This window comes from Saccharothrix espanaensis DSM 44229, from assembly GCF_000328705.1.
Taxonomy (GTDB): Bacteria; Actinomycetota; Actinomycetes; order Mycobacteriales; family Pseudonocardiaceae; genus Actinosynnema; species Actinosynnema espanaense.
This window is the reverse complement of record NC_019673.1, coordinates 7467448-7493680: the sequence shown is the minus strand read 5'-3', so window position 1 is coordinate 7493680 and position 26233 is coordinate 7467448. Positions and strand designations below refer to the sequence as shown.

The 26233-nt window shown below is 72.8% G+C and carries 20 protein-coding genes; 10 read left to right on the top strand and 10 right to left on the bottom strand.

The features are described from left to right. Position 1: 1 nt before the first annotated feature. On the top strand, positions 2-2554 hold the full coding sequence (locus BN6_RS32545) for an FtsX-like permease family protein (RefSeq protein WP_148303110.1): 2553 nt from the start codon (positions 2-4) through the stop codon (positions 2552-2554). Positions 2555-2704: 150 nt separating this feature from the next. Here BN6_RS32545 and BN6_RS32540 read toward each other — a convergent pair whose 3' ends face one another. From BN6_RS32540 to BN6_RS32500, 9 genes are all read right to left on the bottom strand, one after another. Beyond that, positions 2705-3286 carry a dihydrofolate reductase family protein gene (locus tag BN6_RS32540; protein ID WP_015104097.1) on the bottom strand — a complete coding sequence of 194 codons (582 nt, stop codon included), beginning with the start codon at positions 3284-3286 and terminating at the stop codon, positions 2705-2707. A 67-nt stretch (positions 3287-3353) separates the two neighbouring features. Next, entirely contained in the window at positions 3354-4175 is an 822-nt protein-coding gene (locus BN6_RS32535; RefSeq protein ID WP_041318876.1) for a helix-turn-helix domain-containing protein, read from the bottom strand. A gap of 175 nt (positions 4176-4350) precedes the next feature. Then, positions 4351-5154 carry a hypothetical protein gene (locus tag BN6_RS32530; protein WP_015104095.1) on the bottom strand — a complete coding sequence of 268 codons (804 nt, stop codon included), beginning with the start codon at positions 5152-5154 and terminating at the stop codon, positions 4351-4353. Then, on the bottom strand, positions 5138-6997 hold the full coding sequence (locus tag BN6_RS32525) for a S9 family peptidase (protein WP_015104094.1): 1860 nt from the start codon (positions 6995-6997) through the stop codon (positions 5138-5140). Before BN6_RS32525 ends, BN6_RS32530 begins: the two co-directional genes overlap by 17 nt. Positions 6998-7001: 4 nt before the next feature. Next, entirely contained in the window at positions 7002-8369 is a 1368-nt protein-coding gene (locus BN6_RS32520) for a serine hydrolase domain-containing protein (RefSeq protein ID WP_015104093.1), read from the bottom strand. Then, on the bottom strand, positions 8356-10158 hold the full coding sequence (locus tag BN6_RS32515) for a dipeptide ABC transporter ATP-binding protein (RefSeq protein ID WP_015104092.1): 1803 nt from the start codon (positions 10156-10158) through the stop codon (positions 8356-8358). Before BN6_RS32515 ends, BN6_RS32520 begins: the two co-directional genes overlap by 14 nt. Next, positions 10142-10969, bottom strand: a complete 828-nt coding sequence (locus BN6_RS32510) for an ABC transporter permease (protein WP_015104091.1) — start codon at positions 10967-10969, stop codon at positions 10142-10144. Before BN6_RS32510 ends, BN6_RS32515 begins: the two co-directional genes overlap by 17 nt. Further along, positions 10969-11922 carry an ABC transporter permease gene (locus BN6_RS32505; protein ID WP_015104090.1) on the bottom strand — a complete coding sequence of 318 codons (954 nt, stop codon included), beginning with the start codon at positions 11920-11922 and terminating at the stop codon, positions 10969-10971. Before BN6_RS32505 ends, BN6_RS32510 begins: the two co-directional genes overlap by 1 nt. 3 nt (positions 11923-11925) lie before the next feature. Further along, on the bottom strand, positions 11926-13500 hold the full coding sequence (locus BN6_RS32500) for an ABC transporter substrate-binding protein (protein WP_015104089.1): 1575 nt from the start codon (positions 13498-13500) through the stop codon (positions 11926-11928). Between the two features lie 170 nt (positions 13501-13670). Between BN6_RS32500 and BN6_RS32495 the strand changes: the two genes are divergently transcribed. The 3 genes from BN6_RS32495 to menC are packed head-to-tail and all read left to right on the top strand — an operon-like array spanning position 13671 to position 16761. Then, positions 13671-14552 (top strand): serine hydrolase, encoded by an 882-nt coding sequence (locus BN6_RS32495; RefSeq protein WP_041314860.1) that lies wholly within the window; start codon positions 13671-13673, stop codon positions 14550-14552. Positions 14553-14581: 29 nt separating this feature from the next. Then, on the top strand, positions 14582-15661 hold the full coding sequence (locus tag BN6_RS32490; RefSeq protein WP_041318869.1) for a M20 family metallopeptidase: 1080 nt from the start codon (positions 14582-14584) through the stop codon (positions 15659-15661). Beyond that, positions 15658-16761 carry an o-succinylbenzoate synthase gene (gene menC / locus BN6_RS32485; protein ID WP_015104086.1) on the top strand — a complete coding sequence of 368 codons (1104 nt, stop codon included), beginning with the start codon at positions 15658-15660 and terminating at the stop codon, positions 16759-16761. The genes BN6_RS32490 and menC overlap by 4 nt, the downstream gene beginning before the upstream one ends. A 4-nt stretch (positions 16762-16765) precedes the next feature. Here menC and BN6_RS32480 read toward each other — a convergent pair whose 3' ends face one another. Next, entirely contained in the window at positions 16766-18040 is a 1275-nt protein-coding gene (locus BN6_RS32480; protein ID WP_231904812.1) for a helix-turn-helix domain-containing protein, read from the bottom strand. A 216-nt stretch (positions 18041-18256) separates the two neighbouring features. On the opposite strand from BN6_RS32480, the gene BN6_RS32475 reads away from it, so the two are divergent. The 6 genes from BN6_RS32475 to BN6_RS32450 are packed head-to-tail and all read left to right on the top strand — an operon-like array spanning position 18257 to position 26194. Next, positions 18257-18961, top strand: a complete 705-nt coding sequence (locus BN6_RS32475; RefSeq protein WP_015104084.1) for a toll/interleukin-1 receptor domain-containing protein — start codon at positions 18257-18259, stop codon at positions 18959-18961. Then, the gene (locus BN6_RS32470; protein WP_015104083.1) at positions 18958-20943 is read left to right on the top strand and encodes a hypothetical protein; all 1986 of its coding nucleotides are present in this window, start codon (positions 18958-18960) and stop codon (positions 20941-20943) included. Before BN6_RS32475 ends, BN6_RS32470 begins: the two co-directional genes overlap by 4 nt. Further along, complete coding sequence (locus BN6_RS42645; RefSeq protein WP_015104082.1) at positions 20940-22046, top strand: hypothetical protein; 1107 nt, start codon at positions 20940-20942, stop codon at positions 22044-22046. The genes BN6_RS32470 and BN6_RS42645 overlap by 4 nt, the downstream gene beginning before the upstream one ends. An 18-nt stretch (positions 22047-22064) precedes the next feature. Continuing rightward, on the top strand, positions 22065-23552 hold the full coding sequence (locus tag BN6_RS42640) for an HNH endonuclease (protein WP_051075824.1): 1488 nt from the start codon (positions 22065-22067) through the stop codon (positions 23550-23552). Positions 23553-23606: 54 nt separating this feature from the next. Beyond that, positions 23607-25409: a DNA helicase RecQ gene (recQ, locus tag BN6_RS32455; RefSeq protein ID WP_015104080.1), complete on the top strand. Its 1803-nt coding sequence runs from the start codon at positions 23607-23609 to the stop codon at positions 25407-25409. After that, a complete protein-coding gene (locus tag BN6_RS32450) occupies positions 25406-26194 on the top strand; it encodes a pentapeptide repeat-containing protein (protein WP_015104079.1) in 789 nt (262 codons plus the stop codon). The genes recQ and BN6_RS32450 overlap by 4 nt, the downstream gene beginning before the upstream one ends. The last annotated feature ends 39 nt before the right edge of the window (positions 26195-26233 follow it).

The window sequence follows — 26233 nt, the reverse complement described above, 5'->3', positions numbered from 1 at the left end:
GGTGCGCGGTCTGGCGTGGCAGCTGGTCAAGGCGCGCAAGCTCGCCTTCATAGGCGCGTTCATCGCGGTCCTGTGCGGTTCGGCGGTGGTCGCGGCGTGCGGCATGTTGATGGAGTCCGGCATCCGGTCCGGGGTGCCCACCGAGCGGTACGCGGCGGCGGCGGTGGTGGTCGGCGGCGAGCAGTCGATCAAGCCCGAGGGCGTCAACGTGATGGACGCGCAGCAGGTCGGGACGCTGCCCACGGTGTCCCGCGACCTCGTCGGCAGGATCGAGGCCGTGCCCGGCGTCGGGAAGGTGGTCGGCGAGACCACGTTCGCCGCCCGCGCGGTCACCGGCGGCGGTCTGGTCGAGGTGCTCGGCCACGACTGGGACTCCGCCGTGCTCACCCCCTACGAACTGCGCGACGGGCGGCAGCCCGGCTCGGCGGACGAGGTGGTGGTGGACGCCTCGCTGGCCCAGCGGGCCGGGATCGCCGTCGGCGGCCGGCTCGACGTGATGACCACGTCCACCCCCGTCGGCTACGACGTGGTCGGCATCGCCGCACCGGCCGGCAAGGACGGGCTGGCCAAGCAGACCGGCCTCTACTTCACCGCCGAGCAGGCCACCCGGCTGGCCGGCACCGAGGGCCGGTTCCACGCCATCGGCGTGCTCGCCGACGGTGACGCGGCCGACCTCGCCGACCGGGTCGAGGAGGCGCTCAAGGACGACCACGTGATCGTCGCCGCCGGCCAGGACCGGGGCACGGTCGAGTTCGCCTCGGTCGGCCAGTCGCGGGTGATGCTGATGGCGATCTCCGGGTCGTTCGGCGGGATCGCGCTGCTCGTGGCGGGCTTCGTCGTGGCCGGCACGCTGACCCTGGCGATGGACCAGCGGCGGCGGGAGATCGCGCTGCTGCGGGCGATCGCGGCCACCCCCAGGCAGATCGCGAAGCTGATCGGCTCCGAGGTCGTGCTGGTGGCGGGCGTCGCCGCCGCGCTGGGTGCCGGGGCGGGCGTCTTCGTCGGGCAGGGCCTGCGCGAGGCGTTCGTCGAGATCGGTGTCATGCCGGCCGACTTCGCGCTGTCCGTCGGCCCGATCCCGCTGCTCGTCGCGTTCCTGACGGGGCTCGGCGTGGCGCGCCTGTCGGCGTCGATCGCGGCCCGCAAGCCGTCCCGCATCCCGCCCACCGAGGCGCTGGGCGAGGCGTCGGTCGAACGGCGTGACGTCGGCTGGGTGCGGACGCTCATCGGCCTGGTGTTCCTGGCCGGCAGCGTCGCGATGGCCACCGTCCCGCTGTACCTGCACACCGAGATCGCGCTGGGCATGGCGGGCCTGTCGGCGCTGCTCGCGGTGATCGGCGTCGCGCTGCTCGGGCCCCGGGCCGTCGCGCCGATCATGTGGCTGGTCACCGCGCCGCTGTCGAAGCTGGGCGTCACCGGCTACCTGGCGGCGGCGAACAACCGGGCCAACCTGCGCCGGCTGGCCTCCGCGCTGACCCCGCTGATGCTCTCGATCGCCTTCGCGGTGGTCAACTTCTTCAGCCAGACCGTGGCGACGGCCGCCGCCGTGCAGGAGTCCGAGCAGGTCATGAAGACCGACTACGCGGTGACCGCGCCCGGCGGCGTCTCCCCCGAGGTGGCGCAGGCCGCGCGGCGGATCGACGGCGTCGCCGCGGCCGGGTCGATGGTCCGCACGCAGGTGACCGTCCTCACCGAGGAGGTCGGCGAGACGGCCGGCGGGGGCCGGCAGCTCCGCGCGCACCGCATGCCCGCGCTCGGTCTGAACCAGGTGGGGGACAACGTCGACCTCGGTGTCACGTCCGGTTCGCTGGACGACCTGCGCGGCAACACGGTCGCGGTGAGCGAGAACCAGGCGGGCAGCCAGGAGGTCGCGCTCGGCGGCGACCTCAAGCTGTACCTGGACGACGGGCAGCAGGCGACGCTGAAGGTGGTCGCCGTCTACGAGCGCGACCTGGCCTACGGCGGCTACGTGCTGCCCGCCGACCTGGCCCGCGCCCACAGCACGACCAGGCTGGACAGCTCGACGCTGGTCAAGCTGGAGCCCGGCGCGGACCACGCGGCGGTACGGGCGGAGCTGACCCGGCTGGGCGAGCGGTACCCCGGCCTGACCACGATGGGCCAGGGCGAGCTGGGCCCGGCCGAGCGCGGTGACCGGTACGTCCAGTTCTGGGTGAACCTGGTCGCGGTGGGCGTGATCCTCGGCTACATCGCCATCGCGGTGGCCAACACGCTGGTGCTCTCCACGGCGCAGCGCCGGCGCGAGTTCGCGCTGCTGCGGCTGGTCGGCGGCACCCGCCGGCAGGTGGTCCGGATGATGCGGGCCGAGGCGGGCACGCTGGTGGGCATCGCGGTCGTGGTCGGCACGCTGATCGCCGCCCTGCCGCTGGTGCTGCTCAGCGTCGGCTTCATGGGCACGCCGGTGCCGAGCGGGCCGATCGGGGTCTACCTCGGGATCATCGGGTTCGCCGCGCTGCTCGGCTTCCTGGCGCTGGGCGTGCCGACGCGGCTGGCGTTGCGGGCGAGGCCCGTGGACGCGATCGGGATGCGCGAGTGACGACGCTCGGCGGCCTGGCGCCGGGCGGCCGACGCGTCGGCAGGTGCGGACCCCGGCAACTGCCCGACCAGGGACAGCGACGCGCTGACGCAGCCCCGATCTTGGGTCACCCGTTCGCGGTCGACTTCTTCGCGTCCGGGCTCGGACCGGTCAGCGGCGGACCTGGTAGCGCAGGTGAAGCACCCGGTTGCCCTGGATCACCGCGTCCGGGTCCTCCAACAGGTGCCGAGCGTCGACCGACCCGAAGTAGCGCTTGCCGGACCCGAACACGACGGGTACGACGTCCATGCGCACCTCGTCGACCAGGCCGGCGGCGAGCACCTGGCCGCCGACGTCGCCGGCGGCGACCTCGACCAGGCGGTCACCCGCCAGTTCCTGCGCCTTGGCCACGGCCGCCTCGACGCCGTCGACGAAGTGGAACGGCGCCCCGGGGTCCCAGCCCTCGGGCCGCGGCCGGTGCGTCACGACGACCACGTGGTCGATCCCGCCCGGCGGCTCGCCGTCCCAGCCGTCGGTCAGGTCGAAGACGTGGCGGCCGACGATCGTCACCCCGATCCGGTCCCAGTACGGCCGGGTGTAGTCGTAGGAGGTCTGCGACACCTTCAGCGCGCCGCTCCCGTCCAACGGGACGTCACCGCCGGACAACCAGTCGAACAGCGGTCCGGGCTGGTCGTCGTCGTCCGCGACGAAGCCGTCCACCGACACCGAGCTGTACATGACCACCTTGCCCACGGGCTCTCCTCTGTTTCGCCGGTGGCGTCGAAACTAGCGGGTCGCGGGCTGTCGCTCTTGTAGGAAATCAATCGGCCGGCAGCGGCCAGCCGTCCAGCGCGTGGCCGGGGTGTTCGCGCAGGAACCGTCGCCGGACCTCGACGTACCGGGTCGGCGTGAGCCCGGTGAACGCCCGGAACTCGTGGCCGAAGTGGGCCTGGTCGAAGTAGCCCGCGGCACCGGCGAGCCGGCCCCAGTCGACCGGTCCGGCGGGGTCGATCGCGAACACGGCGGCGGCGAAGCGGTAGGTGCGGGCCAGCCGCTTCGGCGTGACGCCGACGAGCTCCTTGAACCGCTGCGCCAGATGAGTGCCGCTGACACCGGCCGCCTCGCCCAGGTCGCCGATCGCCACCGCCCCGCCGGTCGCCGCGATGACGCCGCTCGTGTGGCGGACCAGCCCGAGACCGGGGTTCTCGGACAGCCGTCGCACCAGCTCCTCCTCCAGCAGCGTCAGCATCTCGCGCGGTCCGTCCGCTGCGGCCAGCCGGTCCCGCAGCCCGGCGACGGCGGGCCGGCCCCACACCTGCTCCACCGTCACCGGCCGGTCCCGCAGCTCGGCCGCGGGCATCGGCAGGAACGGCGCCAACCCCCACGGCTTGAAGTGCACGCCGACGGACCGGGTCCGGAGCGGGTAGCCGAACTCCACCGCGCGGGTGGGTGTGGTGAGCACGCAGCCGTCGGCGTACTCGGCCATCTCGATGTCGGTGCCGGCGCGGATGCGCAACGGCGCCCCGAGGTTGACGACGAGCAGCGCCGCCGGCATCGGCGGCAACGTCAGCCGGTCGTACGGCGACGCACCCTCCAGGTAGTAGAGGTCGTCGATCAGCCCGTCCAGCGGCGGTCGCGGCACTCGGGACACGTACTCCACGCCCACAGCATCGCCGACGGCCCGCCGCCATCGCGCGCCGGGATGGTCCGAGCCGCGCTGCCGCCGGCGCGTCGGTACGCGCGGTGCGCGGGGTCGCTCCGCACGCGTCGGTGCGAACCGGTGCACGACCTTTCACAGGCCGTGCACCGGTTCACGTTCAGGCGATGACGTAACTGCCGTCACGGGCGAAGCCGAGCACCTTCGCGCCCGCCCGCATCCGCGACCCCAGCTCGTCGCGCACCCGCAGCCGCCACTCGGCGGCCTGGTCCGGGTCGGTGGCCCGAAGGGACTCGATGTCCGCCGGCACCCGCACGGTGACACTGCCCGCGACAGTCCCCGCCGCACTGCCCGCCATACTGCCCGCACCGGGCTCCGCCGGTTTCCCGTCGCACGCCGCCGCGACCTCCGGCGACCGCAGGTCCCACGACGCCAGCAGCCGGTCGCTCGCCCCGACGCCGTTGATCCCGTCGTCCATCTCGCCGTAGAAGTCCGGCAGGTACTCCACGGCGGTCGCGGCGAGCTTGGCCAGGTTGAAGTACGCGTTGCGGCGCACCAGCGGGTCGAACGTCCAGGTGATGGTGTCCAGCCCCCGGTCCAGCGCCCACGCCCGCTGGTGCAGCTTCAGCGCGAACCCCACGGACCGCCCGCGCGTCCCCGACCGGACGCCGGTGACGTGCGAGTGCAGCGTCCGCCCCGCCGGCGCGGCCAGGAACCCGACGGTCGCGCCCACCATCAGGTCGTCGACGAACGCGCCCACGACGTAGTTGCCGGAGTGCGCGAACACCCGCATCAGCTCGTTGGTGACCGGCACGTTGTTGGGGCTGGGCCGCCAGATGTCCCAGAACAGCCGGTCGACCTCGGCGATGTCGCCGACCTCGTGCAGCTCCCGGATGACGACCCCGGACGTCGTCGCGGCGTTCGCGGCGGCACGCGCCGGCCCGGTGTCAGGAACGGTCGTCATCCGCCGACCGCCCTCCGGTGTGGGCCACCACCCAGTCCACCACCCGCCGGTTGTAGTCCAGCCGGTGCGACGGCTTGCCGTCGAGGATGAACAGGTGACTGCCACCGGGGTACACCACCAGCTCCGTCTCGACCCCGCAGGCCAGCAGCGCGTGGTACCACTGCTCGGCCTGCCCGACCGGGCACCGGTCGTCGGCCTCGCCGTGCAGCACGAGCGTCGGGCTGCGCACCTTGTCGGCGTGCGTGACCGGCGACAGCTCGCGCAGCAGCCCGACGTCGCCGATCTCGAACCGGGCGAGCATGGAGCCCACGTCGGACGTGCCGGACATGCTGGACAGGTCGGCCACCACACCGCCCGCGACCACCGCGCGGAACCGGTCGGTCCGGGTGGGCAGCCAGCACGACATGAAGCCGCCGTAGCTGTACCCGGTGAGCGCCAACCGGTCCGGGTCGACCAGGCCGTCGCGCACCAGGGCGTCGACGGCCTCCAGGAAGTCGTTCTCGTCGGCCGAACCCCAGCCGCCGAGCGCACCGCGCAGGAACTCCTCGCCGTACCCGTCGCTGGCGCGCGGGTTGAGCAGCAGGACCGACCAGCCCTGCTCGACCAGCACCTGGTGGTACAGGTGCACCGAGTCGCGCACCGGGCTCCACGCGTTGTGCGGGCCGCCGTGCACGTCCACCAGCAGTGGCGACGGCCCGGTGGTGTGCGGTGGGCGCAGCAGCCAGCCGTGCACCTCGACGCCGTCGGAGATCGTGAACGACCGCGCTTGCGGCCTGGCGTAACGGACATCGGTGAAGTCCTCGACGTACGAGGTGACGAAGTCGAGTTCGCCGGTGGCCGTGTCGACGAACGCGACCTCGCCGAAGTGGTCCGGCGTGGACACGACCACGACGGCGGCGTCACCGGCCACCGACAGCCCGGACACCACGTGGTCGCCGCCGACGAGCTTGCGGATCGACCCGCCCTCGTAGGCGTAGAGGTGCGTGCACCCGTTGTCCCGCGCGCAGAACAGCAGGGCGGACCCGGTGCTCTGCGGCAGCGCGCCCGGGTAGCCCCCGCCGCCCGGCATCACGTTGCGGTCGAGCTCGGCGGTGATCGGTTTGCCGTCGCGCACCAGGACGTTGTTGTGCACCCCGGCGGCCGGCGTGGCGATCAGCAGCGGCTCGTCATCGATCCAGGCCACCCCGCCGACCGCGCCGTCACCCGTGGTCGTGATGTCCGAAGTGGACAGTTCGAGCACGTGCAGCGGTGCGGCGCGGTCGATCGCGAGCCCGTCGGTGAACGCCAGCCGCGTCCCGTCCGGCGACCAGGCGATCATGCCGACGAACGTCGCGCCGTCGGTGACCTGCTCGACCGACCGGTCCGCCAGGTCCAGCACGTGCAGCCGCGAGGTCATGCCGCGGAACCGGCCCGCGCCGTCGATCTTGTGCACCAGGCTCGACGTCACGACCGGGTCGCCCGCGGCCGTGCCGCCGACCGGCGCGGCGAACGCGATCCGGCCGCCGTCGGGGCTCCACACCGGCACGCCCGCGCCGTTGGCCAGTTCGGTCACCGCCTCCGGCTCGCCCCCGTCGACGGGCAGCAGCCAGAGCTGCCCCTCGCGCAGGAACGCGATCGTGCGGCCGTCCGGCGAGAACCGGGGCGCGGAGTCGGCCCTGCCCCGGGTGAGCCGGCGCGGTGCGCCGTCGCGCCCGACCGACCACAGCGACCGGGTGTTGTCGTCCCCGTCGACCTCGCGCAGGACGTACACCGCCCGGCTGCCGTCCGGCGAGAGCGTCGGATCGCTCGGCGAGCGCACCAGCCGGAGGTCGTCGAGCACGTGCGCGCGGGTGGATTCCGCCATCTGCCTACTCCGATTCGGTGCGGACCGCGGCCCGGCTGTTGAACAGGTACTTGGCCCGGCCCCGGTCGTCCGCGCCGACCAGCGTGAGCACCTGGTGGAACCCGTGCTCCTCCTCGACCGCGATCAGGCTGTCGCCGCGCAGCTTCACGACCTCCACCTTGTGCGGGGTCATCAGGGCGCGCGCCTCGGGGGTCAGCGGCGTGATCTCCAGCCAGCCCCGGCCCGCGTCGTCCACGGTCAGCGCCTGGCCGACCATGGGCGTGTTGTAGACGCCGACGACCCGGTCCGGGTCCAGCGGCTCGGGGTCCGCCGGGGGCGTCGGGGTCTCGGGGACCTCCGCGCCGGCGAGGTCGCGCATCAGCGGCAGCACGAGGTCGTGGTAGACCTTCACGCCGTCCGCGCTGTTGGTCAGCAGCGCCACGGCGACCTTCGCCGTGCCGGAGACGCGCAGGAACGCGTTCTGCCCGATGGTGCCGCCGTCGTGGCCGAAGACGTCGGCGTCCCAGCCGAACAGCTCCCAGCCCAGGCCCCAGGCGTCGGCCAGCAGCCCGATGTAGGGCACGTCGGTCTGCTTGGCGCGCATGGCCTTCGCGCTCGCCGCCGAGACGATCGGCTCGCCGCCGTCGAGGTGCGCCTCGGCCCAGCCGAGCAGGTCGCGGGCGCGCATCGCCAGCAGCGAGCCGGCCGGCGCGTTGGACGGCGTCAGCGACCAGACCGGGGCGGGCACCAGGCCGTCCGGACCGGGCACGTGGCCCAGCGCGGCGCGGAACATGATCGCCTCGGTGGCGTTGGTGGACAGGTGGGTGAGACCGAGCGGGCGGGCGATGCGCTCCTTGAGCACCTCGCCGTACGGCTTGCCGCGCAGCACCTCGACGATCCGGCCGAGCACCACGTACCCGCTGTTGCAGTAGGAGAACATCTCGCCGGGCGGGTGGATCTGGGCCGCCTCGGTGATGGTGCCCAGGTACTTCGCCACGGCGTCCTCGCCGCTGCCGGTGTCGTGGAACAGGTCGCCGTCGATGCCGACGGTGTGGTTGAGCAGCTGGCGGGTGGTGATCACGGCGTTGGCCGCCGCGTCGGCCACCTTGAAGTCCGGCACGTACCGCACAACCGGCTCGTCGAGGTCCAGCAGGCCGTCGTCCACCAGCTGCATCACCAGGGTCGCGGTCCACACCTTGGTGATCGAGCCGATCTGGAACACCGCGTCGGTGGTCGTCTCCACCCCGGTGGCCAGGTTGAGCACGCCGGCCGCGGCGTCCACGACCTCGCCGTCCACCAGCACCGCCACCTGCGCGCCCGGCACCCCGTGCTCGGCGACCAGTTCGGCGAGTCGGCCGGGCAGCCAGGCGGCGATCTCTTCACTGCGCGACATGCGTTTTTCCTCCAGTGCGTGGTGCGGTGTCCGGGATCGAGTCGACCAGCCGGACGGTGTAGGGGTGGGTGGGCGCGTCGAGGACGTCGGCGGTCGCCCCGTGCTCGACGATCCGGCCGCGGTGCATCACGACCATCCGGTCGGTGACCTGCCGGGCCACCGCCAGGTCGTGGGTGATGAACAGCAGCGCGATGCCCAGATCGCGGTTGGCCCGGCGGAGCACTTCGAGCACCTGCGCCTGCACCGAGACGTCCAGCGCGGCAACGGGTTCGTCGCACACCAGCAGGCGGGGCCGGACGGCCAGCGCCCGCGCGATGGCGACCCGCTGGCGCTGCCCGCCCGACAGCGCCGCCGGCAGCCGCTTGGCGTGCTCCACGGGCAGCCCGACCAGTTCCAGCAGTTCGTCCACTTCGGACTGGAGGTTGGTCTCGGTGCGCTGCCGCAGCGCTTCGGTGAGGGCGTAACCGATGGTGTGCGCGGGGTTGAGCGACGAGTACGGGTCCTGGAACACGCACTGCACCAGCCGGCGGGCCCGCGCCCGCTGGCCGGAGCGCAGCTTCCGGTACGACGTGATGTCCAGGCCGCCCAACGTGATCCGGCCCTCGGTGGCATCGGTCAACCCGAGCACGGTGCGGGCCAACGTGGTCTTGCCCGACCCGGACTCGCCGACCACGGCCAGCGACTCGCCCTCGGTGACGTGCAGCGACACGCCTTCCAGCGCGGTGAACGAGGTCGGGCGCAGCCCCGTCGACCGGTAGACCTTCACCACGTCCACGACGTCGAGCAGGGTCTCGCCGACCGGCGGTCGCACCGTCAGGTCCGCGGTGTCGTCGGTGGCGAACGACAGGTCGATCTCGTCGTGCCGGCGGCACGCGGTGGCCCGGCCGCCCAGGTCCAGCAGCGGGGGAGCGTGGTCGGTGCACGCGTCCTCGGTCCACGTGCAGCGGTCCGCGAACGGGCACCGGTCGGCCACGTCGGCGGCGGCCGGCACCGAGCCGGGGATGCCCAGCAGCACCGGCTGGCGGTGGGTCACCGACGGCACCGACCGCAGCAGCCCGGCGGTGTAGGGGTGGGCGGGCTTGTCCAGGTCGCCCGACGGCGCGGACTCGACCAGCGCGCCCGCGTACATCACCAGCACCCGGTCGCACGCCGACCGCGCCACCCGCAGGTCGTGCGTGATCAGCACCAGGCCCATCTCGCGCTCGGCCTGGAGCCGGCGCAGCAGCGCGAGCACCTCGGCCTGCGTGGTCACGTCCAGCGCGGTGGTCGGCTCGTCCGCGATCAGCAGCCCGGGGTCCTTGGCCAGCGCGGCGGCCAACGCCACCCGCTGCCGCATCCCGCCGGAGAGCTGGAACGGGTAGCGCCCGGCCACCGCCGGGTCGGTGATCCCGACCTCCGCCAACCGCCGCAACACCTCCGCCCGACCACCGTGACCGCCGCGGCCACCGTGACCGCCGCGGTTCGGCAGGCTCTCCTGGATGTGGGTGCCGATCGTGGTCAGCGGGTTGAGCATGGTGAACGGGTCCTGCATCAGCAGCGACACGGCGTGCCCGCGCACCCCGCGCAAGTCCTTCGCCCCCACCAGTTCCCGGCCGTCCAGCCGGGCCGAGCCGCCCGCCGCCAACCCCGGCGGCAGCAGCGAGACCAGGGCCCGCGCGGTCAGCGACTTGCCGGAACCGGACTCGCCGACCAGGCCCACCGTCTCGCCCGGCTCGACCGAGAACGACACCCCGCGCACCAGCGGGCGCGCCCGCCCGTCGTGGACGGTCAGCTCACGCACGTCCAACATCGCGCCCCCTCGCGGCCATCCGGTCGTAGACCCGGTCGCCGACCAGCGTCACGCTCGCCGCGACCACGGTGATCAGCACGGCCGGCGCGACCATCGCCGCCGGGTTCAGGTCGAGCATCCCCTTGTTCTCGGCCAACATCCGGCCCCAGTCCGGCGACCCGGTGCCGACCCCGAGCCCGAGGAACGCCAGCGCGGCCAGGCCCACCAGCGCGCTGACGAAGGTCAGCAGCAGGTTGGCCACCACGGTCGGCAGCACGTTGGGCAGCAGGTGGGTGAACAGGATCCGGCCGCGGCCCAGCCCCACCGTGCGCGCCGACTCGACGTAGGCCAGGTTGCGCTGCGCCAGCACGGCGCTGCGCACCATCCGCACGTCCGCCGGCACGCTCAACGCGATCAGCACGCCGATCGCCAGCGGGTACCCGCCGCCGAACACGCCCACCACGACGATCGCGACCAGCAGCGGCGGCACCGCGTAGACCAGGTCGACACCGCGCATGATCGCCGAGTCCACCCAGCCGCCCCGATATCCGGCCAGCAGGCCGATCGCCGTCGCCAGCACTGCCACGCCGAGCGCCACCGCCGCCGGGCCCAGCAACGCGATCCGCGCGCCGGACACCAGCCGGGACAGCACGTCGCGGCCCAGGTCGTCGGTGCCCAGCCAGTGCGCCCCGCTGGGCGGCATGGCGGTGTTGCCGAGGTCCTGCGCGCCCGGGTCGTACGGCGCGAGCCAGTCGCCGCCGAGCGCGGCGATCACCACCAGTCCCAGCGCGAACACCGGGATCGCGCCCGGCACCCGCCGCGCGAACCCCATCACGCACCCCCGGAGTGCCGGACGCGCGGGTCGAGCCCGAGGTAGCACAGGTCGACCACCAGGTTCACCCCGATCATCAGCGCGGCGGTGAGCAGGGCCAGCCCCTGCACCACCGGGATGTCCTTCGTGGACACCGACTCCACCAGCAGCGAGCCCAGACCGGGCAGCGCGAACGTCGACTCGACCAGCACCGCGCCGGTCAGCGACATGGCCAGCACCAGGCCGGCCGAGGTGATCACCGGCAGCGCCGAGTTGCGCAGCGCGTACCGGCCCAGCACCACCGAGCGCGGCAACCCGCGCGCCTCGGCGAAGGTGACGAAGTCCTTGGTGGTCACGTCCAGCGCCGCGGCCCGGGTCTGCCGGGCCACGATCGCGATCCCGGCGACCGCCAGCGTCACCGCCGGCAGGGTCAGGTGCTCCACCCGGCCGGCGAAGCCCTCGCCCGCGCCGAACACCGGGAACCAGCCCAGCCCGACGCCGAACACGGTCAGCAGCAACAACCCCACCGCGAACGGCGGCGCGCTCACCCCGACCAGCGCGGTCAGCGTGACGCCCCGGTCGAGCGCCGAGCCCCGCCGGATCCCGGCGGACAGCCCGGCCGGCACCGCGATCAGCAGCACCAGCAGGAAGGCGTAGACGCCCAGCGCGAAGGTGACGTCCAGCCGTTCGGCGAGCATGTCGCCCACCGGCTGCCCGGAGCGCACCGAGCGCCCGAAGTCCAGCTGCACCACGTCGCCGAGCCACTGCCAGAAGCGCGACAGGAACGGGTCGTCGAGGTGGTGGCGCGCCCGGATCGCCGCGATCAGCTCCGGTGTCGGCGGCCGCGAGCCGAGCAGCGTCTGCTCCGGGCTGCCGGGGCTCGCGGCCAGCAGCGAGAACACCACGAACGACGTCACCAGCAGCGTCACCGCCGCGGCGAAGACCCGTTTGCCGAGGAAGGCCAGGATGTACATCGGCTAGGCCGTCGCCCTGAGCCACGCGACCCAGTTCGCCCCGGCCAGCCACGGCGTGGGCTCCGGGCTGAACACGGCCTCGGACCGCACCGCGTGCATGAGCTGCTCCTCGAACAGCGGGATGTAGGGCAGCTGGTCGGCGTTGGTCCGCATGATGTCGCCGATCGCGCCCTTGTCCGCCGCCATCGCGGCGAGCTTCGCCTCGACCTCGGGCGTGGTGAAGGCCGCGGTGTTCAACCCGTTGGGGCCGATGGACTTCTTGCCGAACATCAGCGGCAGCATCTCGCCGGGGTACGGCGTGCCGCCGCCCGCGCGCATGATCTGCAGCTTGAGGTCCTTGGCCGCGTACAGCTGCGCCACCCACTGCTGGTCGGTCATCGCCTTGGGCGTCACCGTGATCCCGATGGTCGACAGGTTGCGGGCCAGGTTCTCCAGCGTCAGCCGCGCCCAGTTCTGCGACGCGGAGTAGGGCACCTCGACGCTGAACCCGTCGGGGTGCGCCGACTTCGCCAGCTCCTCCTTGGCCTTGGCCAGGTCGAACTCGTAGGTCGGCAGCGAGCCGGTGAGCTTCGCGCTCTCGTCCTTGCCCAGGAAGGAGTCGAGCTGCAACGTCGACACCGGGCTGACCGAGACCTTGCCCCGGCCGCCGAACAGCGGTTCGAGCAGGCCCTTGCGGTCCACGGAGTGCGCGATCGCCTTGCGCACGTGGAGGTCGTCGAACGGCGCGGTGTTCACGTCCAGCGACAGGTAGTTCACGCTGACGCTGCCGGTGGTGTAGACGTTCACCCCGGACGTGCGCTCCCACTTGCGGGCGTCCTGCAACGGCAGCCCGAACGTGCCGTCGACCTCGCCCGCGATCATGGCCAGCCGCAGCGCCTCGGGATCCGGGATCGGCTTGTAGCTGAGCTTGCCGACCTTGGGCTTCTCACCCCAGTAGCCGTCGAAGCGCTGGAACACGACACCGTCGGCGGGGGAGAACTTCTCGACCTTGTAGGGGCCGGCGCCCATGCCGGGCTTGTCCGGTCCGCCGAGGTCCTTGCCCGCGGCCTCCTGGTACGCCTTGGGCTGCACGATCCAGTTCAGCGCGGCCACGTACTTGAAGGCCGGATCGGCGACCTTCAGCTTCACCGTGACCTTGTCCGGCGCGGTGACCGCGACGCTGTCGACCGCACCCAGCATCATCGCCGTCTCGGCCGCCTGCTCCGGGTCGAGCTGGCGCTGCAACGAGTACGCCACGTCCTCGGCCGTCATCGTCGAGCCGTCCCAGTACTTGACGCCCTGGCGCAGCGTGTACTCGTAGGTCAGCTCGTCGGGGTTGCTCCACGCCGTGGCGAGCTTCGGCTTGAGCGCTCCCTCGCCGTCGAGCTCGAGCAGCCCGTCGAACGCGGCGTAGATCGCCAGGTTCGACCGGCTGTCCATGGCGTGGGCGATGTCCAGCGAGCGGGGCGCGCCCGGCATCGCCCACGTCAGTTCAGAGATCTCGGAATCGGTCGCGGCCCGCTTGCCGTCGGCCGGCGCGGGCCCTGAGCCGCACCCCGCCAACACGAGCAGCACCACTGCGACCAAGGTCAACCGCATCGCCCTCACCTGCCTCTTCGCAAGGAATTGCCACATCGTGCTGGTGAGGCAGGTCTCAGTGCTTCGTGCAAAGCGACAACTGTGCGGCCCGCGGTTCGTGGGCTCCGACGACGCGCCGCGGCCCGCCGTGGCCGTGAACTGGACCTGAACCCGTGACGAATGGAGCGCAGATGGCGACCGAGGTGGTCCGCGAGATCCGGAGCCGTGCCGAGGAAGTCGGCGTCCGGGTGTGGCTGCACGCCGTCGAGGTGGACGGGACCCGCGAACTGGCCGTCGACGCGGACGACCCGGTGCCCTCCGCGTCGGTGTTCAAGGTGCCGGTCGCGGTGGAGCTGGCGCGCCAGGGCGCGGCCGGCGAGGTCGACCTGGGCGAGCGGATCACCTACGTCGCGGGCACCGGCACCATGTCGCCGTTCGGGCTGGCCACCTACCGCCACGACGTGACCATTTCGTGGCACGACCTGGCGATCCTGATGATCGGCATCAGCGACAACGTGGCCACCGACCTGGTCGTGGACCGGATCGGGCTGCCCTCCATCGCGCGGCTGCTCGCCGAGCTGGGCCTCAAGCACACCGCCGTGCCGTTCCACTGCGACGGCCTGTTCCAGACCATGATCGAGGACGCGGGCGGCGACCTGGACGACGAGCGCTTCTTCTCGTTGACCCGCGAGGAGCTGCTCAAGATGCGCATCCTCCAGCCCGCCGAGACCTGCCGGACCACCGCCGAGGAGAGCACCCGCCTGCTGGGCATGGTCTGGCGGGACGAGGCCGCGCCCGCGCAGGCGTGCGCCGACGTCCGGAACTGGCTGGGCCACCAGGTGTGGCCGCACCGGCTGCGGTCCGGGTTCCACCAGGAGGGCATCCGGGTGTTCGGCAAGACCGGCACGCTCCCCATGGTGCGCAACGAGATCGGCGTCGTGGAGTACCCGGACGGCGGCCGGTACGCGGTGGCCGTGTTCACCCAGGCGCACGACACCCGGGCGCAAGCCCCGGAACGCGACGGGTTCATCGGGTTCGCGGCGGCCCGCGCGATCGAGTGGCTGCGCTCGTGAACGCGCTCGTGGAGCGGTTCACCGCCGCGTTGCCGGAGCTGCTGGCCGACATCGAGACGTTGGTGCGCAAGGAATCCCCGTCGTCGGACGAGGTCGCTGTGGCGGAGAGCGCCGACCTGGTCGCCGCGCTGGGGGCCAGGGTCCTGGGCGTCGAGCCCGAGCGGATCGGGCCGCACCTGCGGTGGCGGCTGGGCGACGGGCCGTCCCGCGTGGTCCTGGTCGGCCACCACGACACGGTGTGGCCGATCGGCTCGCTGGCCACCCACCCGTTCTCGGTGCGCGACGGCGTCCTGCGCGGGCCGGGGTGCTTCGACATGAAGACCGGTGTGGTGATGGCGTTGCACGCCGTCGCGGCGCTCGCCGACCGGACCGGCGTGACCGTGCTGGTGACCGGGGACGAGGAACTCGGCTCGCCGTCGTCGCGGGAGCTGGTGGAGGAGTCGGCGACCGGCTGCGCGGCGGCGTTCGTCCTGGAGGCGGCGGCCGGCACGTCGGTCAAGACCGTGCGCAAGGGCGTGTCGCTGTACGAGGTCCGGGCGATCGGCAAGGCCGCGCACGCCGGGCTCGAACCCGAACTCGGTGTCAGCGCGGCGATCGAGGTGGCGCACCAGCTGCTGGCGGTGGCCGCGCTGTCGTCGCCGGAGGTGGGCACGACCGTCACGCCGACCCTGACCCAGGCGGGCACGACCACCAACACCGTTGCGGCGGCCGGGAGTTTCTTCGTCGACGTGCGGGTGACGAGCCTGGCCGAGCAGCAGCGGATCGACGAGCGGATGCACGAGCTGACGCCCGTCGTCCCCGGTGCGACCCTGGAAGTCCTCGGTGGCCCCAACCGCCCGCCGCTCCCGTCGTCCGCGTCGTCCGCGTTGTTCGCGCGGGCACAGCGGCTGGGCGCGGAACTCGGCCTCGACCCGATCACCGGCGTCGAGGTCGGCGGCGCGTCGGACGGCAACTTCACCGCCGGCGTCGGCACGCCCACGCTCGACGGGCTGGGCGCGTGCGGCGGCGGCGCGCACGCCGACCACGAACACGTGCTGGTGGAGCACATCCCGGGCCGTACCGCGTTGTTGGTGGCGTTGGTGGACGAAGTACTGCGGGAGACGGTGTGAAACTGCGCGAGGTGGAACTGCGGCGGATCAGGATGCCGCTGGTGTCGCCGTTCCGGACGTCGTTCGGCACCCAGACCGGCCGTGACCTCCTGCTGGTGCGGGTGGTCACCGACGACGTCGAGGGTTGGGGCGAGTGCGCCGCGATGGCGAGCCCGGTCTACTCGCCGGAGTACCTGGACGGCTGCGCGGACGTGCTGCGCCGGTTCTTCGTGCCCGCGCTGCGTGCCGTGGAGCGCTTGGACGCCACGGCGGTCGCGCCGGCGCTGCGCAAGTACCACGGGCACCTGATGGCCAAGAGCGCGCTGGAGATGGCTGTGCTGGACGCCGAACTCCAGACCCGTGGCACGTCCTTCGCCCGCGAGCTGGGAGCCGAGCGCGACACCGTGCCGTGCGGGGTGTCGGTGGGCATCATGGACTCGATCCCCGAACTGCTCGACGCCGTCGGCGGCTACCTGGACGCGGGTTACGTCCGGATCAAGCTGAAGATCGAACCGGGCTGGGACGTCGAGCCGGTGCGCGCGGTCCGCGAGCGCTTCGGCGACGACGTCCTGCTCCAGGTCGACGCCAACACCGCCTACACCCTCGCCGACGCCCGCCACCTGGCCCGGCTGGACCCCTTCGACCTCCTGCTGGTCGAACAACCGTTGGCGGAAGACGACATCCTGGGCCACGCGGACCTGGCCCGGACCCTGCGAACCCCGGTGTGCCTGGACGAGAGCATCACCTCGGCCCGCACCGCGGCCGCCGCGATCCGCCTGGGCGCGTGCCAGGTCGTCAACATCAAACCCGGCCGCGTGGGCGGATACCTGGAATCCCGCCGGATCCACGACGTGTGCGTGGCCAACGGCGTGGCGGCGTGGACCGGCGGAATGCTGGAAACCGGCCTGGGCCGAGCCGCCAACGTAGCCCTGGCCGCCCTCCCCGGCTGCACCCTCCCCGGCGACACCTCGGCCTCGGACCGCTACTACAGCACGGACATCACCGAGCCGTTCGTCCTGCACAACGGCCACCTGAAAGTCCCCACCGCCCCCGGCCTCGGCCTGCGCCCGATCCCCGAACTGCTCGAAGAAGTCACGATCTCCACCGAGCGGCTGACCTGATCTCTTATGCGGGGGTCTGCAATGCCGCGGACAGCGCCGGGTAGACCCCGCGAACCGCCGGGTCGGCGAGGTGGCGGATCAATGTCCGTGACAAGGCGGAAAGATCGGTGCGGATGGTCGCGGAGCCCACTCGCGCGCACTCTTCCAGCAGGCCGGGAATCATCGAGCACGCCTGTTCCAGTTCCCCGGACAACGCCACGGACAACGTCCGCCGGGCCTGCCACCGGGCCCGGAACCGGCGGGCTCCGGGCGGCGTGGCGGACAGCTCGCGGTCGAACAGGTCGACCGCCTCGGCCGTGCGCCCGAGGTCGTGCAGGCACCAGGCGCGGGTCAGGCGGACCGGGTTGGCCAGCGTGGTCGACCCCAGCCGCGTGCTCGGGTCGCTGTCGTCGGCGCGGTCGAGCAGGGCCTCCGCGCGGTCCAGCGCGTGCAGGCACTCCGAGGCGCGGCCGTTGATGGCGTGGCCCTGGGCCTCCCGCTGCGCGGCCAGCCCCCGGACCCGGGCACCCGCCGCGGGGTGACCGTAGGCGCGGCGGGCGAGCGCGACCGTGTCGTCCGCGCGGTCGGCGTACATCGTGACCAGCGCCTGCCGCACCAGGCTGTAGGCGGCCACCTCGTCGTCGCCACCGGCCTCGGCGAGCTCCACCGCCGCGTCGGTCCACCACAGCGCGGCCTCGGTCCGCCCCGCCTCCTGCGCCATCCAGCCGGTGTACTCGGCGTACCGGGACGCGAGCACGAGCAGGTCGCGCCGCACCCGCCCGGACGCATCGGCGGCGAGCGCGCGCAACGTCTGGGTCTGCGCGACCAGCGTCGGCAGCACGACGTCGGGCATCGACTGCTGCCCGAGCGACCGCACGTGGCCGAACATCGTGGTGAACGCGGCCACCGCCTCCTCCCCGGGCAACGACCGCACCGACCCCGACCCACCCAGCACGAGGATCGACGCGGCCCCCGTGGCCAGCGCCTGTCGGCGGCCCATCGGCCGGAACCACAGTGAACCCTGATCATCCATGTGCAGCATCCAATTCCGGCCGTTGTCGTCATCCGGGCCACGGCCCGGAACTGTCGTCCGAGGTTCGTCCCGCCGGCACCGCGCGATGAGTTCGCCGCCGGCTTCGAGCGCGCCGTCGCACTGCCGGACGAGGGTGGAACTCGGCGCCTGCACGCCGTTCTCCACCTTGCTCAGGTATCCCTTGCTGTAGTGCGTCCGACGGGCGAGTTCGCTCAGCGAGACACCCTGCGCCATGCGCAGCTCCCGCAGCCGGGCACCGAGCGGCATTGCGTCCATTGTGGATTCCAAACGGTAGTCGACGACCTGCGTCAAGTTCACCCGGAATCGGGCGCGATGACAAGCATTCGGATACGGGAAACCTTTCGACCGCATTTTTCGGGTTTCCTCGGCAGGTTCGACTGGCAACAGGAAACCCCTTCAAAGCGCACGTGACGCGCGGATACGTTCGGTCGGCCCAGTTCCGGACAGGAGGACAACCGACCAATGTGCCGCGTATTCGTCAACTACCGGACCGGTGACGAGGAGGTCTGCGCGACGCTGGTCGACCGCGAGCTCTCCGCGGTCTTCGGCGACGCCAACGTGTTCCGTGCGGGCAAGTCGATCCCGCTCGGCGCCCAGTTCGAGGAGGACCTGCTGCGCAACGTGTGGCGCAGCGACGTGCTCGTGGCGGTGGTGGGCAGGCGGTGGCTCGCCGCGACCGACCGCAGCGGCGTCCGGGCGCTGGACAACCCCGCCGACTGGACCCGCCGTGAACTCCTGGAGGCGCTCAGCCACCAGGTCCTGGTGATCCCGCTGCTGGTCAACGGCGCGGACCGGCTCTCGGCGGACGTGCTGCCGGTCGAGTTGGCCGAGCTCGCGACCCGCCAGTACCTGCGTCTGGACACCCGGGACATCGCCACCGGTCTGCAACGGCTGGTCGAGCGGCTCGGCCAGGAGTGCGGCGGGATCCCGGACCCGCCCGCCGAGCGGCCCGCGACGCCGTCGTCCCCGACCGCGCACCACGGCGGCATCGGCTCGATCAGCGGTCACCAGGTCACCGCCGTCACGGCCCCCGCCGGCCCGGTCAACACGGGCTCGGGCAACCAGGTCGTCCAGCACGGCGAGTACGGCGACGGCACGACGTTCGTCTTCGGCGGCCGCAACGCCGCCCGGCAACGGTTCACGCGCCGCGATCGGGACCTGCCATGAGCGAGCAGGACAGTGGTATCCGCTCGGTCGTGGGAGCGTCCGTGCAGGCGGTCACCAGCCCGCACGGACCGGTGAACACGGGCCCCGGCACCCAGTACAACATCGTCACCGCGGCCTTGGCCGCGGCCGTTCCGCCACCCCAGTATAGCCCGCGCCTGGTCGCGGAGAGAGAACTCCGCTGGACGGCAGAGCGATTCGTCGCCCCGCCCGGGTACGCGGAGCTGCGCGCCGCCTCGCGCCGGCCCGGAGCCGTGCTGTTGTCCGGTGCGCCCGGCACCGGCCGCAGAACGGCGGCCATGATGCTGCTGCACAGCTCCGGCGACGGGTCGGCCCGGTTCCGGGAGTTGCCCGACGAAACCGCGGAACCGTCCGCGGCCCGCCTGGACCCGGATGCCGTGGAGCCGGGCGAACGGCTCCTGCTCGACCTCACCGACGAGTCGAACCGGTCCCTGCACCGGGGCCTCGACAGCTATGCGGAAGTGGTCGCGGCCCGCGAGGCCTACCTGGTGGTGGTGCTGTCCGCGCGAGCAGCCGGCACGCTGCCCGGCAGCCTGCGGGAGTCCGTGGTCGAGATCGGCCGCCCGGACGGGCGCGTCGTGCTCCAGCGGTACCTGCACGCGCTCGGCGTGGAGGAGTCCCTTGTGGACGTACCGGGTCTGGCGCAACACCTCGAATCCGACCCGATGGAAGAATTGGCGCGGTTGGCCCTGCTGGTCCGTGAAACCAGGGCCGCCGCCGGGCATCGTGGTGGACTGCGGGCGTGGCTGACCGACGCGCTGACGGCGATGTCCCTCCGGGTCGACGAGGTCGCCCGTCAGGTCCGGGAGCACCCGGACGGCCGGTCGCGGGCGGTACTGCTCGCCACCGCCTTCTTCGAGCGGTCCCAGGCGGAAGTCGTGCACCACGCGACCGAAGCGCTGCTCGGCGTGCTGCGGTACCCCGAGGACGAGGCCCACCCCTGGGACCGCCTCGACGTCGTGGCGAGCCTGGCGCGGATCGACGCCCGCGTGGACGACGAGCGCAGGGTCTGGTTCGGCTCGGTCACCTACGGCCGTGCGGTCCGCACTTACTTCTGGGACAGCTTCCCCGGGTTGCGGCCGGACCTGTGCAGGTGGTTGGACACCGTGCTGCGCCTGAAGATCGTCCCCGACCCGGTCAGGGTGCTGCGCCGGTTCTCGGCGGAATGCCTGCGGGCGGGCCACCCGGAGGACCTGTTCGACCTGATCGGCCGGTGGAGCTGGGAGGAGCGAACGGCGGTGCTGCTCGCGCCGGCTTCGGTGATCCTGCAAGAGGGGTTGTCCCATCCCCACCACGGCGGCGTCTTCCGCCGGAAGCTCTACGACTGGTCCTGCACCAGGAAGCTGCCACGCGTACTCGCCGTGGAACTCGTGCGGCTGTGCGTCGAGGCGCTCGCGCCGACCCGCCCGGACCAGGCGCTCGTCCGCCTGCGGCACCTGAGCCACAACGAGGACCAGGTCGTCGCCCAGCACGCGCGGGCCGCGCTCGTCGCGCTCTCCGACGAGGACCGCCGGTTCCTGCGGAGGGTGCTGCACCGGGTGGTGTCGGACGTGAGCGGACCGTACCTCCGGGACGGAGATCTCGTGCTGTTCACCGAGGTGGCCCGGCCGGACCGGCTGCGACCGCTGTCGGCCGACCGCTCGTCGCGGGACCAGGTGGTCGAGGGCTGGCACCGCGTGATGGCGGCCCACCCGCACGAGTGGTGGGCGCCGGCGGTCGAGCGGTGGCTGGCGGCGCACGACCCCGAGCACGACCCCGAGCACGACCCCGAGCACGACGACGTGCTGGACGTGCTGGTCGCGGCGACCCGGGACCGCGGCGACCTGGAGGCCCGGCTGTCCGCCGCGGCCCGGGGGTGGGCGGCCGGGGATCCCGCCCGCCGGCGCACCGCCGCCGAACTGCTCCGCCGTACCGATCGGGCGCTGGGCCTGGTCGGGAGTCGAACCGAGAGGACCAACCGATGAAACGCGTCGCCGTGCTCGCCGTCGGCGGGGTGCTGGCCGCGATCCTGCTGGCCTGGGTGACCGGGCTCGGTGCCTGGCCCGGCTGGGTGGGCGTGGCGTTCACCATCGTGGTGTTCGTGCTCGTCCTGGCCTCCGGGTGGTCGGCCTGGTCGGAACAGCCGCCGGTGGTGGCCCGGGATTTCACACTCGCGTCGCCACCCGCCGCGCCCCGACCCGAGTTGTCGATCGACCAGGTCAGGGTGTCGAGCTCGGACCCCGACTACCGGTTCCTGCTGTCGGCGGTGGTGTGCTGGCGGCCCCGGCCGAACACCGGCCGACCGCTGCCCGCCGACCCGGCGGACGTGGCGAAGCGCGAGGTGATCGCCCGCACGTCGCAGATCACCTCGGCCGGTGACCCCGCCGAGTACGACCTGGTCCAGCACCAGGTGGACAGCGCGCTGGCCGCGCCCACGCCTGACCGAACCGGCGTGATCGACGTGTGGGCGCACTCGGTGACGCTGGCCCTCACCGAGGAAGACCTCCAGCGGCAGTCCCAGTTGGCGACCGTGCGCAAGGACGAGCAGGTGTGGGAGCACAGCCGCAAGTACCGGCGGAACGTCCAGCGGTACCTGCGTGACGAGGTGCTCGGCGACCCCGGCAGCGGCGTCGTCTGGTACCTGGCCAAGGACCCGGACCGGATCAAGGACGCGGTGGACGTGATCGGCGCGTTCGCGCAACTGTCGGCGGCGGCCAACAACCGCGTGGTGGACGCGGCGTTCGAGCACTTGGTCGGTACCGGGCGCGCCACACCGGTGGCGGAGTCGGAACCCCTGCCCCGCGACGCGCTCGACGACGCCGCCGACGGCGTGCGGACCTTGGTGTCCACCCTGCTTCCCTCGGACTCCGGGCCGGAGCGTGGCTACTTCGCCTATCGCCTGGCGGAGATGGTCGCGCGTTTCGGCGGCAGCGACCTGGCCGACCGCATCCGCGCGGACTACGGCGTGACCGACCTGGCGGACGACCCGGTCGAGCCGGAGGGCAACGGTGCGTCACCGTCAGTCGGCCCGGAGGTCCTGTCCGCCCCCCTGTTCGAACCGCTTCGGCCGCCGCGTGAAGGTCCCTGATCTGGCAGCGTGTCCGGGATGCGGGTGACGGATGACGCGGGAGCCGACGCGGGCGCGACGGTCTCGGTGGTGGGGTCGGGTGGGCGGTTCGAGGTCGTGGTGGCGGGCTCGGGGGTCGGGGTGGTCGAGTTGCTGTTGCGGCGGCTGGCCGGGTACGGGGCCGTGCTTCCCGGGGTGGACGGGGGTGTTCGGCTGGGGGATCTTCGGGAGTTCGGGGAGCCGGCCGGACGGATCGGTGGGCTGCCGGCCCGGTTCTCGGTCGAGGTGGGTGGGACGTCGGCGGCCCGGCTGGAACGGGACGTGGCCGGGCGGGTGGCCCGGGTCGACCGGCGGTTCGGGGTGGCCGAGCTGATGGCGACGTTGGGCGACCTCAACCGGTACCGCCGGGACGGGCCGCCCTCGTTGCACAAGCCTCTGGTGCTGGTGTGGGCGATCGGGCAGGTCGCACGCGGCCACGATCGCCTGTACCCGTGGCCGGCCTTCCGGGAGGACGTGCGGGCGGTGCTGGCCGAGTTCGGCACCGGCGGTGCGACGCCGCAGTACCCGTTCTGGCACCTCGGGGCCGACGCCGGGCTGTGGGAGACCCACGGGCTGACCAAGGAACCCCTGGTCGGTGACGTGCACGCGGTCGCCGGGTTCACCTCCCGGGCGGCCGAGCTGCTGGCCGACCCGGGGGTGCGGGCGCAGGCCCTGGACGTGCTGCGGGTCGCCTACCTGGGCGAGGTCGACCAGCCCTCGCTGTTCCGGCGGGTCGGGTTGCCGGTGCCCGCCGCGCCCTCCGCGGTCGACGTGCTGGGTGCGCTGGTGGGGCGGGAGATCAAGACCGTCACCGGGTACTCGAACTGGGTCCTCGACGTCGACCCGGCCAGCGTCCTGGTGCGGACCCGTCGTTCGGCAGCGGGCGAGTCGGTGCCGGTGCGGTTCGTTCAGGACGGGTTGGACCGGCTGTTCGAGCGCGGGCGGGTGGCCGCGGACGTGAAAACGCTCGGATATCGCAGTGCGTTCGTCGCGGCGGTGTTGGCGACGTTGCCGCGGGCGATGGTGACGCGGGCGCCCGCCTCCGTGTCGCTCGGCTACGCGCCGACCGTGCCGGATCGCGAGTTCGGCGAGCTGGACCGCACCGCCGTCGCACGGTACCGAGTGGAGCAGGACGCGCTGCGGCACGTGTTGATCGGTGACGACCCGAGTGGGCGTTGTGCGTTGTGCGGGCGTGTGCTGCCGGTCGAGCTGCTGGTCGCGGCGCACATCAAGCGGCGGTCCGAGTGTTCCGACGAGGAGCGGCGTGATCTGCGCAACGTCGCGATGCTCGCCTGCCACCTCGGCTGCGACCGGCTCTACGAGCTCGGTCACCTGGGCGTCGGCCCGGACGGGACGGTGCTCGCGGCCTCGGCCTCCGGCGCGCTCGCCGAGCAGCTCGCGCCGCTCGCCGGGCGGACCTCCGGCGCGCACCACGACCGCTCGGCGGCCTACTTCGCCTGGCACCGGGACCGCGTGTTCCGGGGTTAGCGCCGGTCGCCGACCCCGCACCGGACTGTCGGTGCCCCTCGTTACCATCGCCTGGTGGATTCGCATGAGGTTCTGCGAAGGGTCTTCGGTTACGACTCCTTTCGCGGCGACCAATCGGAGATCGTGGAGCACGTCATCGCCGGCGGTGACGCGCTCGTCCTCATGCCCACCGGCGGCGGCAAGTCGCTCTGCTACCAGATCCCGTCGCTGGTCCGCGAGGGCGTCGGCGTGGTCGTCTCGCCGCTGATCGCGCTGATGCAGGACCAGGTCGACGCGCTGCGCCACCTCGGCGTGCGCGCCGGGTTCCTCAACTCCACCCAAGACCCGGGCGAGCGGGCCATGGTGGAGGCCGAGTTCCTGGCCGGCGAGCTCGACCTGCTCTACCTGGCCCCCGAGCGGCTCCGGGTGGAGCAGACCGTGCGGTTGTTGGAGCGCGGGAAGATCGCGCTGTTCGCGATCGACGAGGCGCACTGCGTCTCCCAGTGGGGCCACGACTTCCGGCCCGACTACCTGGCGCTGTCGCACCTGCACGAGCGGTGGCCGGACGTGCCGCGCATCGCGCTCACCGCGACGGCGACCAAGACCACCCACGAGGAGATCGCCGAGCGGCTCAAGCTGGGCGCGGCCAGGCACTTCGTGGCCAGCTTCGACCGGCCCAACATCCAGTACCGGATCGTGCCCAAGAACGAGCCGAAGAAGCAGCTGCTGGAACTGCTGCGCAACGAGCACGCGGGCGACGCCGGAATCGTCTACTGCCTGTCCCGCAACTCGGTGGAGAAGACCGCCGAATTCCTGGAGCAGAACGGCGTGCGGGCGCTGCCGTACCACGCCGGTCTCGATTCCGGCACGCGCGCCCGCAACCAGTCGCGGTTCCTGCGCGAGGACGGCCTGGTGATGGTCGCGACCATCGCCTTCGGCATGGGCATCGACAAGCCGGACGTCCGGTTCGTCGCCCACCTCGACCTGCCGAAGTCGGTCGAGGGCTACTACCAGGAGACCGGTCGCGCCGGCCGTGACGGGCTGCCGTCCACGGCGTGGCTGGCCTACGGCCTGCAGGACGTGGTCCAGCAGCGCAAGATGATCGACGACTCGGAGGGCGACCAGCAGCACCGCCGCCGGCTGATCGCCCACCTCGAGGCGATGCTGGCCCTGTGCGAGACGGTGGAGTGCCGCCGCGTCCAGCTCCTGGAGTACTTCGGCCAGACAGGCGTGCCGTGCGGCAACTGCGACACCTGCCTGGTCCCGCCGGAGACGTGGGACGGCACGGTGCCCGCGCAGAAGGTGCTCTCCACGATCTACCGGCTGCGCAGCGAGCGCCGGCAGAAGTTCGGCGCGGGCCAGTCGATCGACATCCTGCTGGGCCGCAAGACCGCCAAGGTGATCCAGTTCGACCACGACGGGCTGTCGGTCTTCGGCATCGGCACCGAGCTGAACGAGAGCGGCTGGCGCGGGGTCGTGCGGCAGCTGCTGGCGCAGGGCCTGCTGGCGGTCGAGGGCGAGTACTCGACGCTCGCGCTCACCCCCGCCAGCGAGGAGGTCCTCTACCAGGGCCGCAAGGTGCTGATGCGGCGTGAGGCCGAGCGGGCCGCCAAGGTCAAGACGGCCAAGCCGAAGAAGGGCGAGGCGGTCGACCTGCCCGCCGAGGCCGCGCCGGTGTTCGAGCGGCTGCGCGCGTGGCGGGCGGCGCAGGCCAAGGAGCAGGGCGTCCCGGCCTACGTGATCTTCCACGACGCGACGCTGCGGCAGATCGCCGCGACCGCGCCGGGCACGCTGGCCGAGCTCGGCACGGTCAACGGCGTGGGCGAGAACAAGCTGGCCAAGTACGGGCAGCAGATCCTGGACACGTTGGCGTCATGACCGAGCTGCGCGCCGACTGCGAGCGGTGCTTCGGGCTGTGCTGCGTGGTGCCCGCGTTCGCCAGGTCGTCGGACTTCGCGATCGACAAGCCGGCCCGCACGCCGTGCCGCAACCTCGACGCCGGGTTCGGCTGCGGCATCCACACCGAGCTGCGGCAGCGGGGTTTCCAGGGCTGCACGGTCTACGACTGCTTCGGCGCGGGCCAGCGGGTCGCGCAGGTGAGCTTCGGCGGGCGCAGCTGGCGTGACGCGCCGGAGACCGCCGGCCTGATGTTCGACGTGTTCCCGGTGGTGCGGGAGCTGCACGAGATCCTCTGGCACCTGACCGAGGCGCTGGGGCTGGCGGTCCCGGCCCGGCTGCGCGCCGAGCTCGCCGCGGCCCGGTCCGCGGTGGAGGAGGCGGCGGGCGGCCCGCCCGAGGCGGTGGCGGCCCTGGACGTCGGCCCGCACTGGCGGACGGCCGGCGGCCTGCTGGAGCGGGTGAGCGAGCACGTCCGGGGCAAGGGCGCGAAGTCCCGGCGGGGTGCCGACCTGATCGGCAAGAACCTGCGCAAGGCCGACCTGCGCGGCACCAGCCTGCGCGGCGCGCTCCTGATCGGCGCCGACCTCACCCGCGCCGACCTGCGCCGCGCCGACCTGATCGGCGCGGACCTGCGCGGGGCGAACCTCGCCGGCGCCGACCTGACCACCGCCCTGTTCCTCACCCAGGTCCAGGTGGACGCCGCGAAGGGCGACGCCGCCACGCTCCTACCACCCGCCCTGACCCGCCCGACCCACTGGCGCTGACCCCCGGCCACCCGTCCGCCGGCCACCCACCGGCCGGCC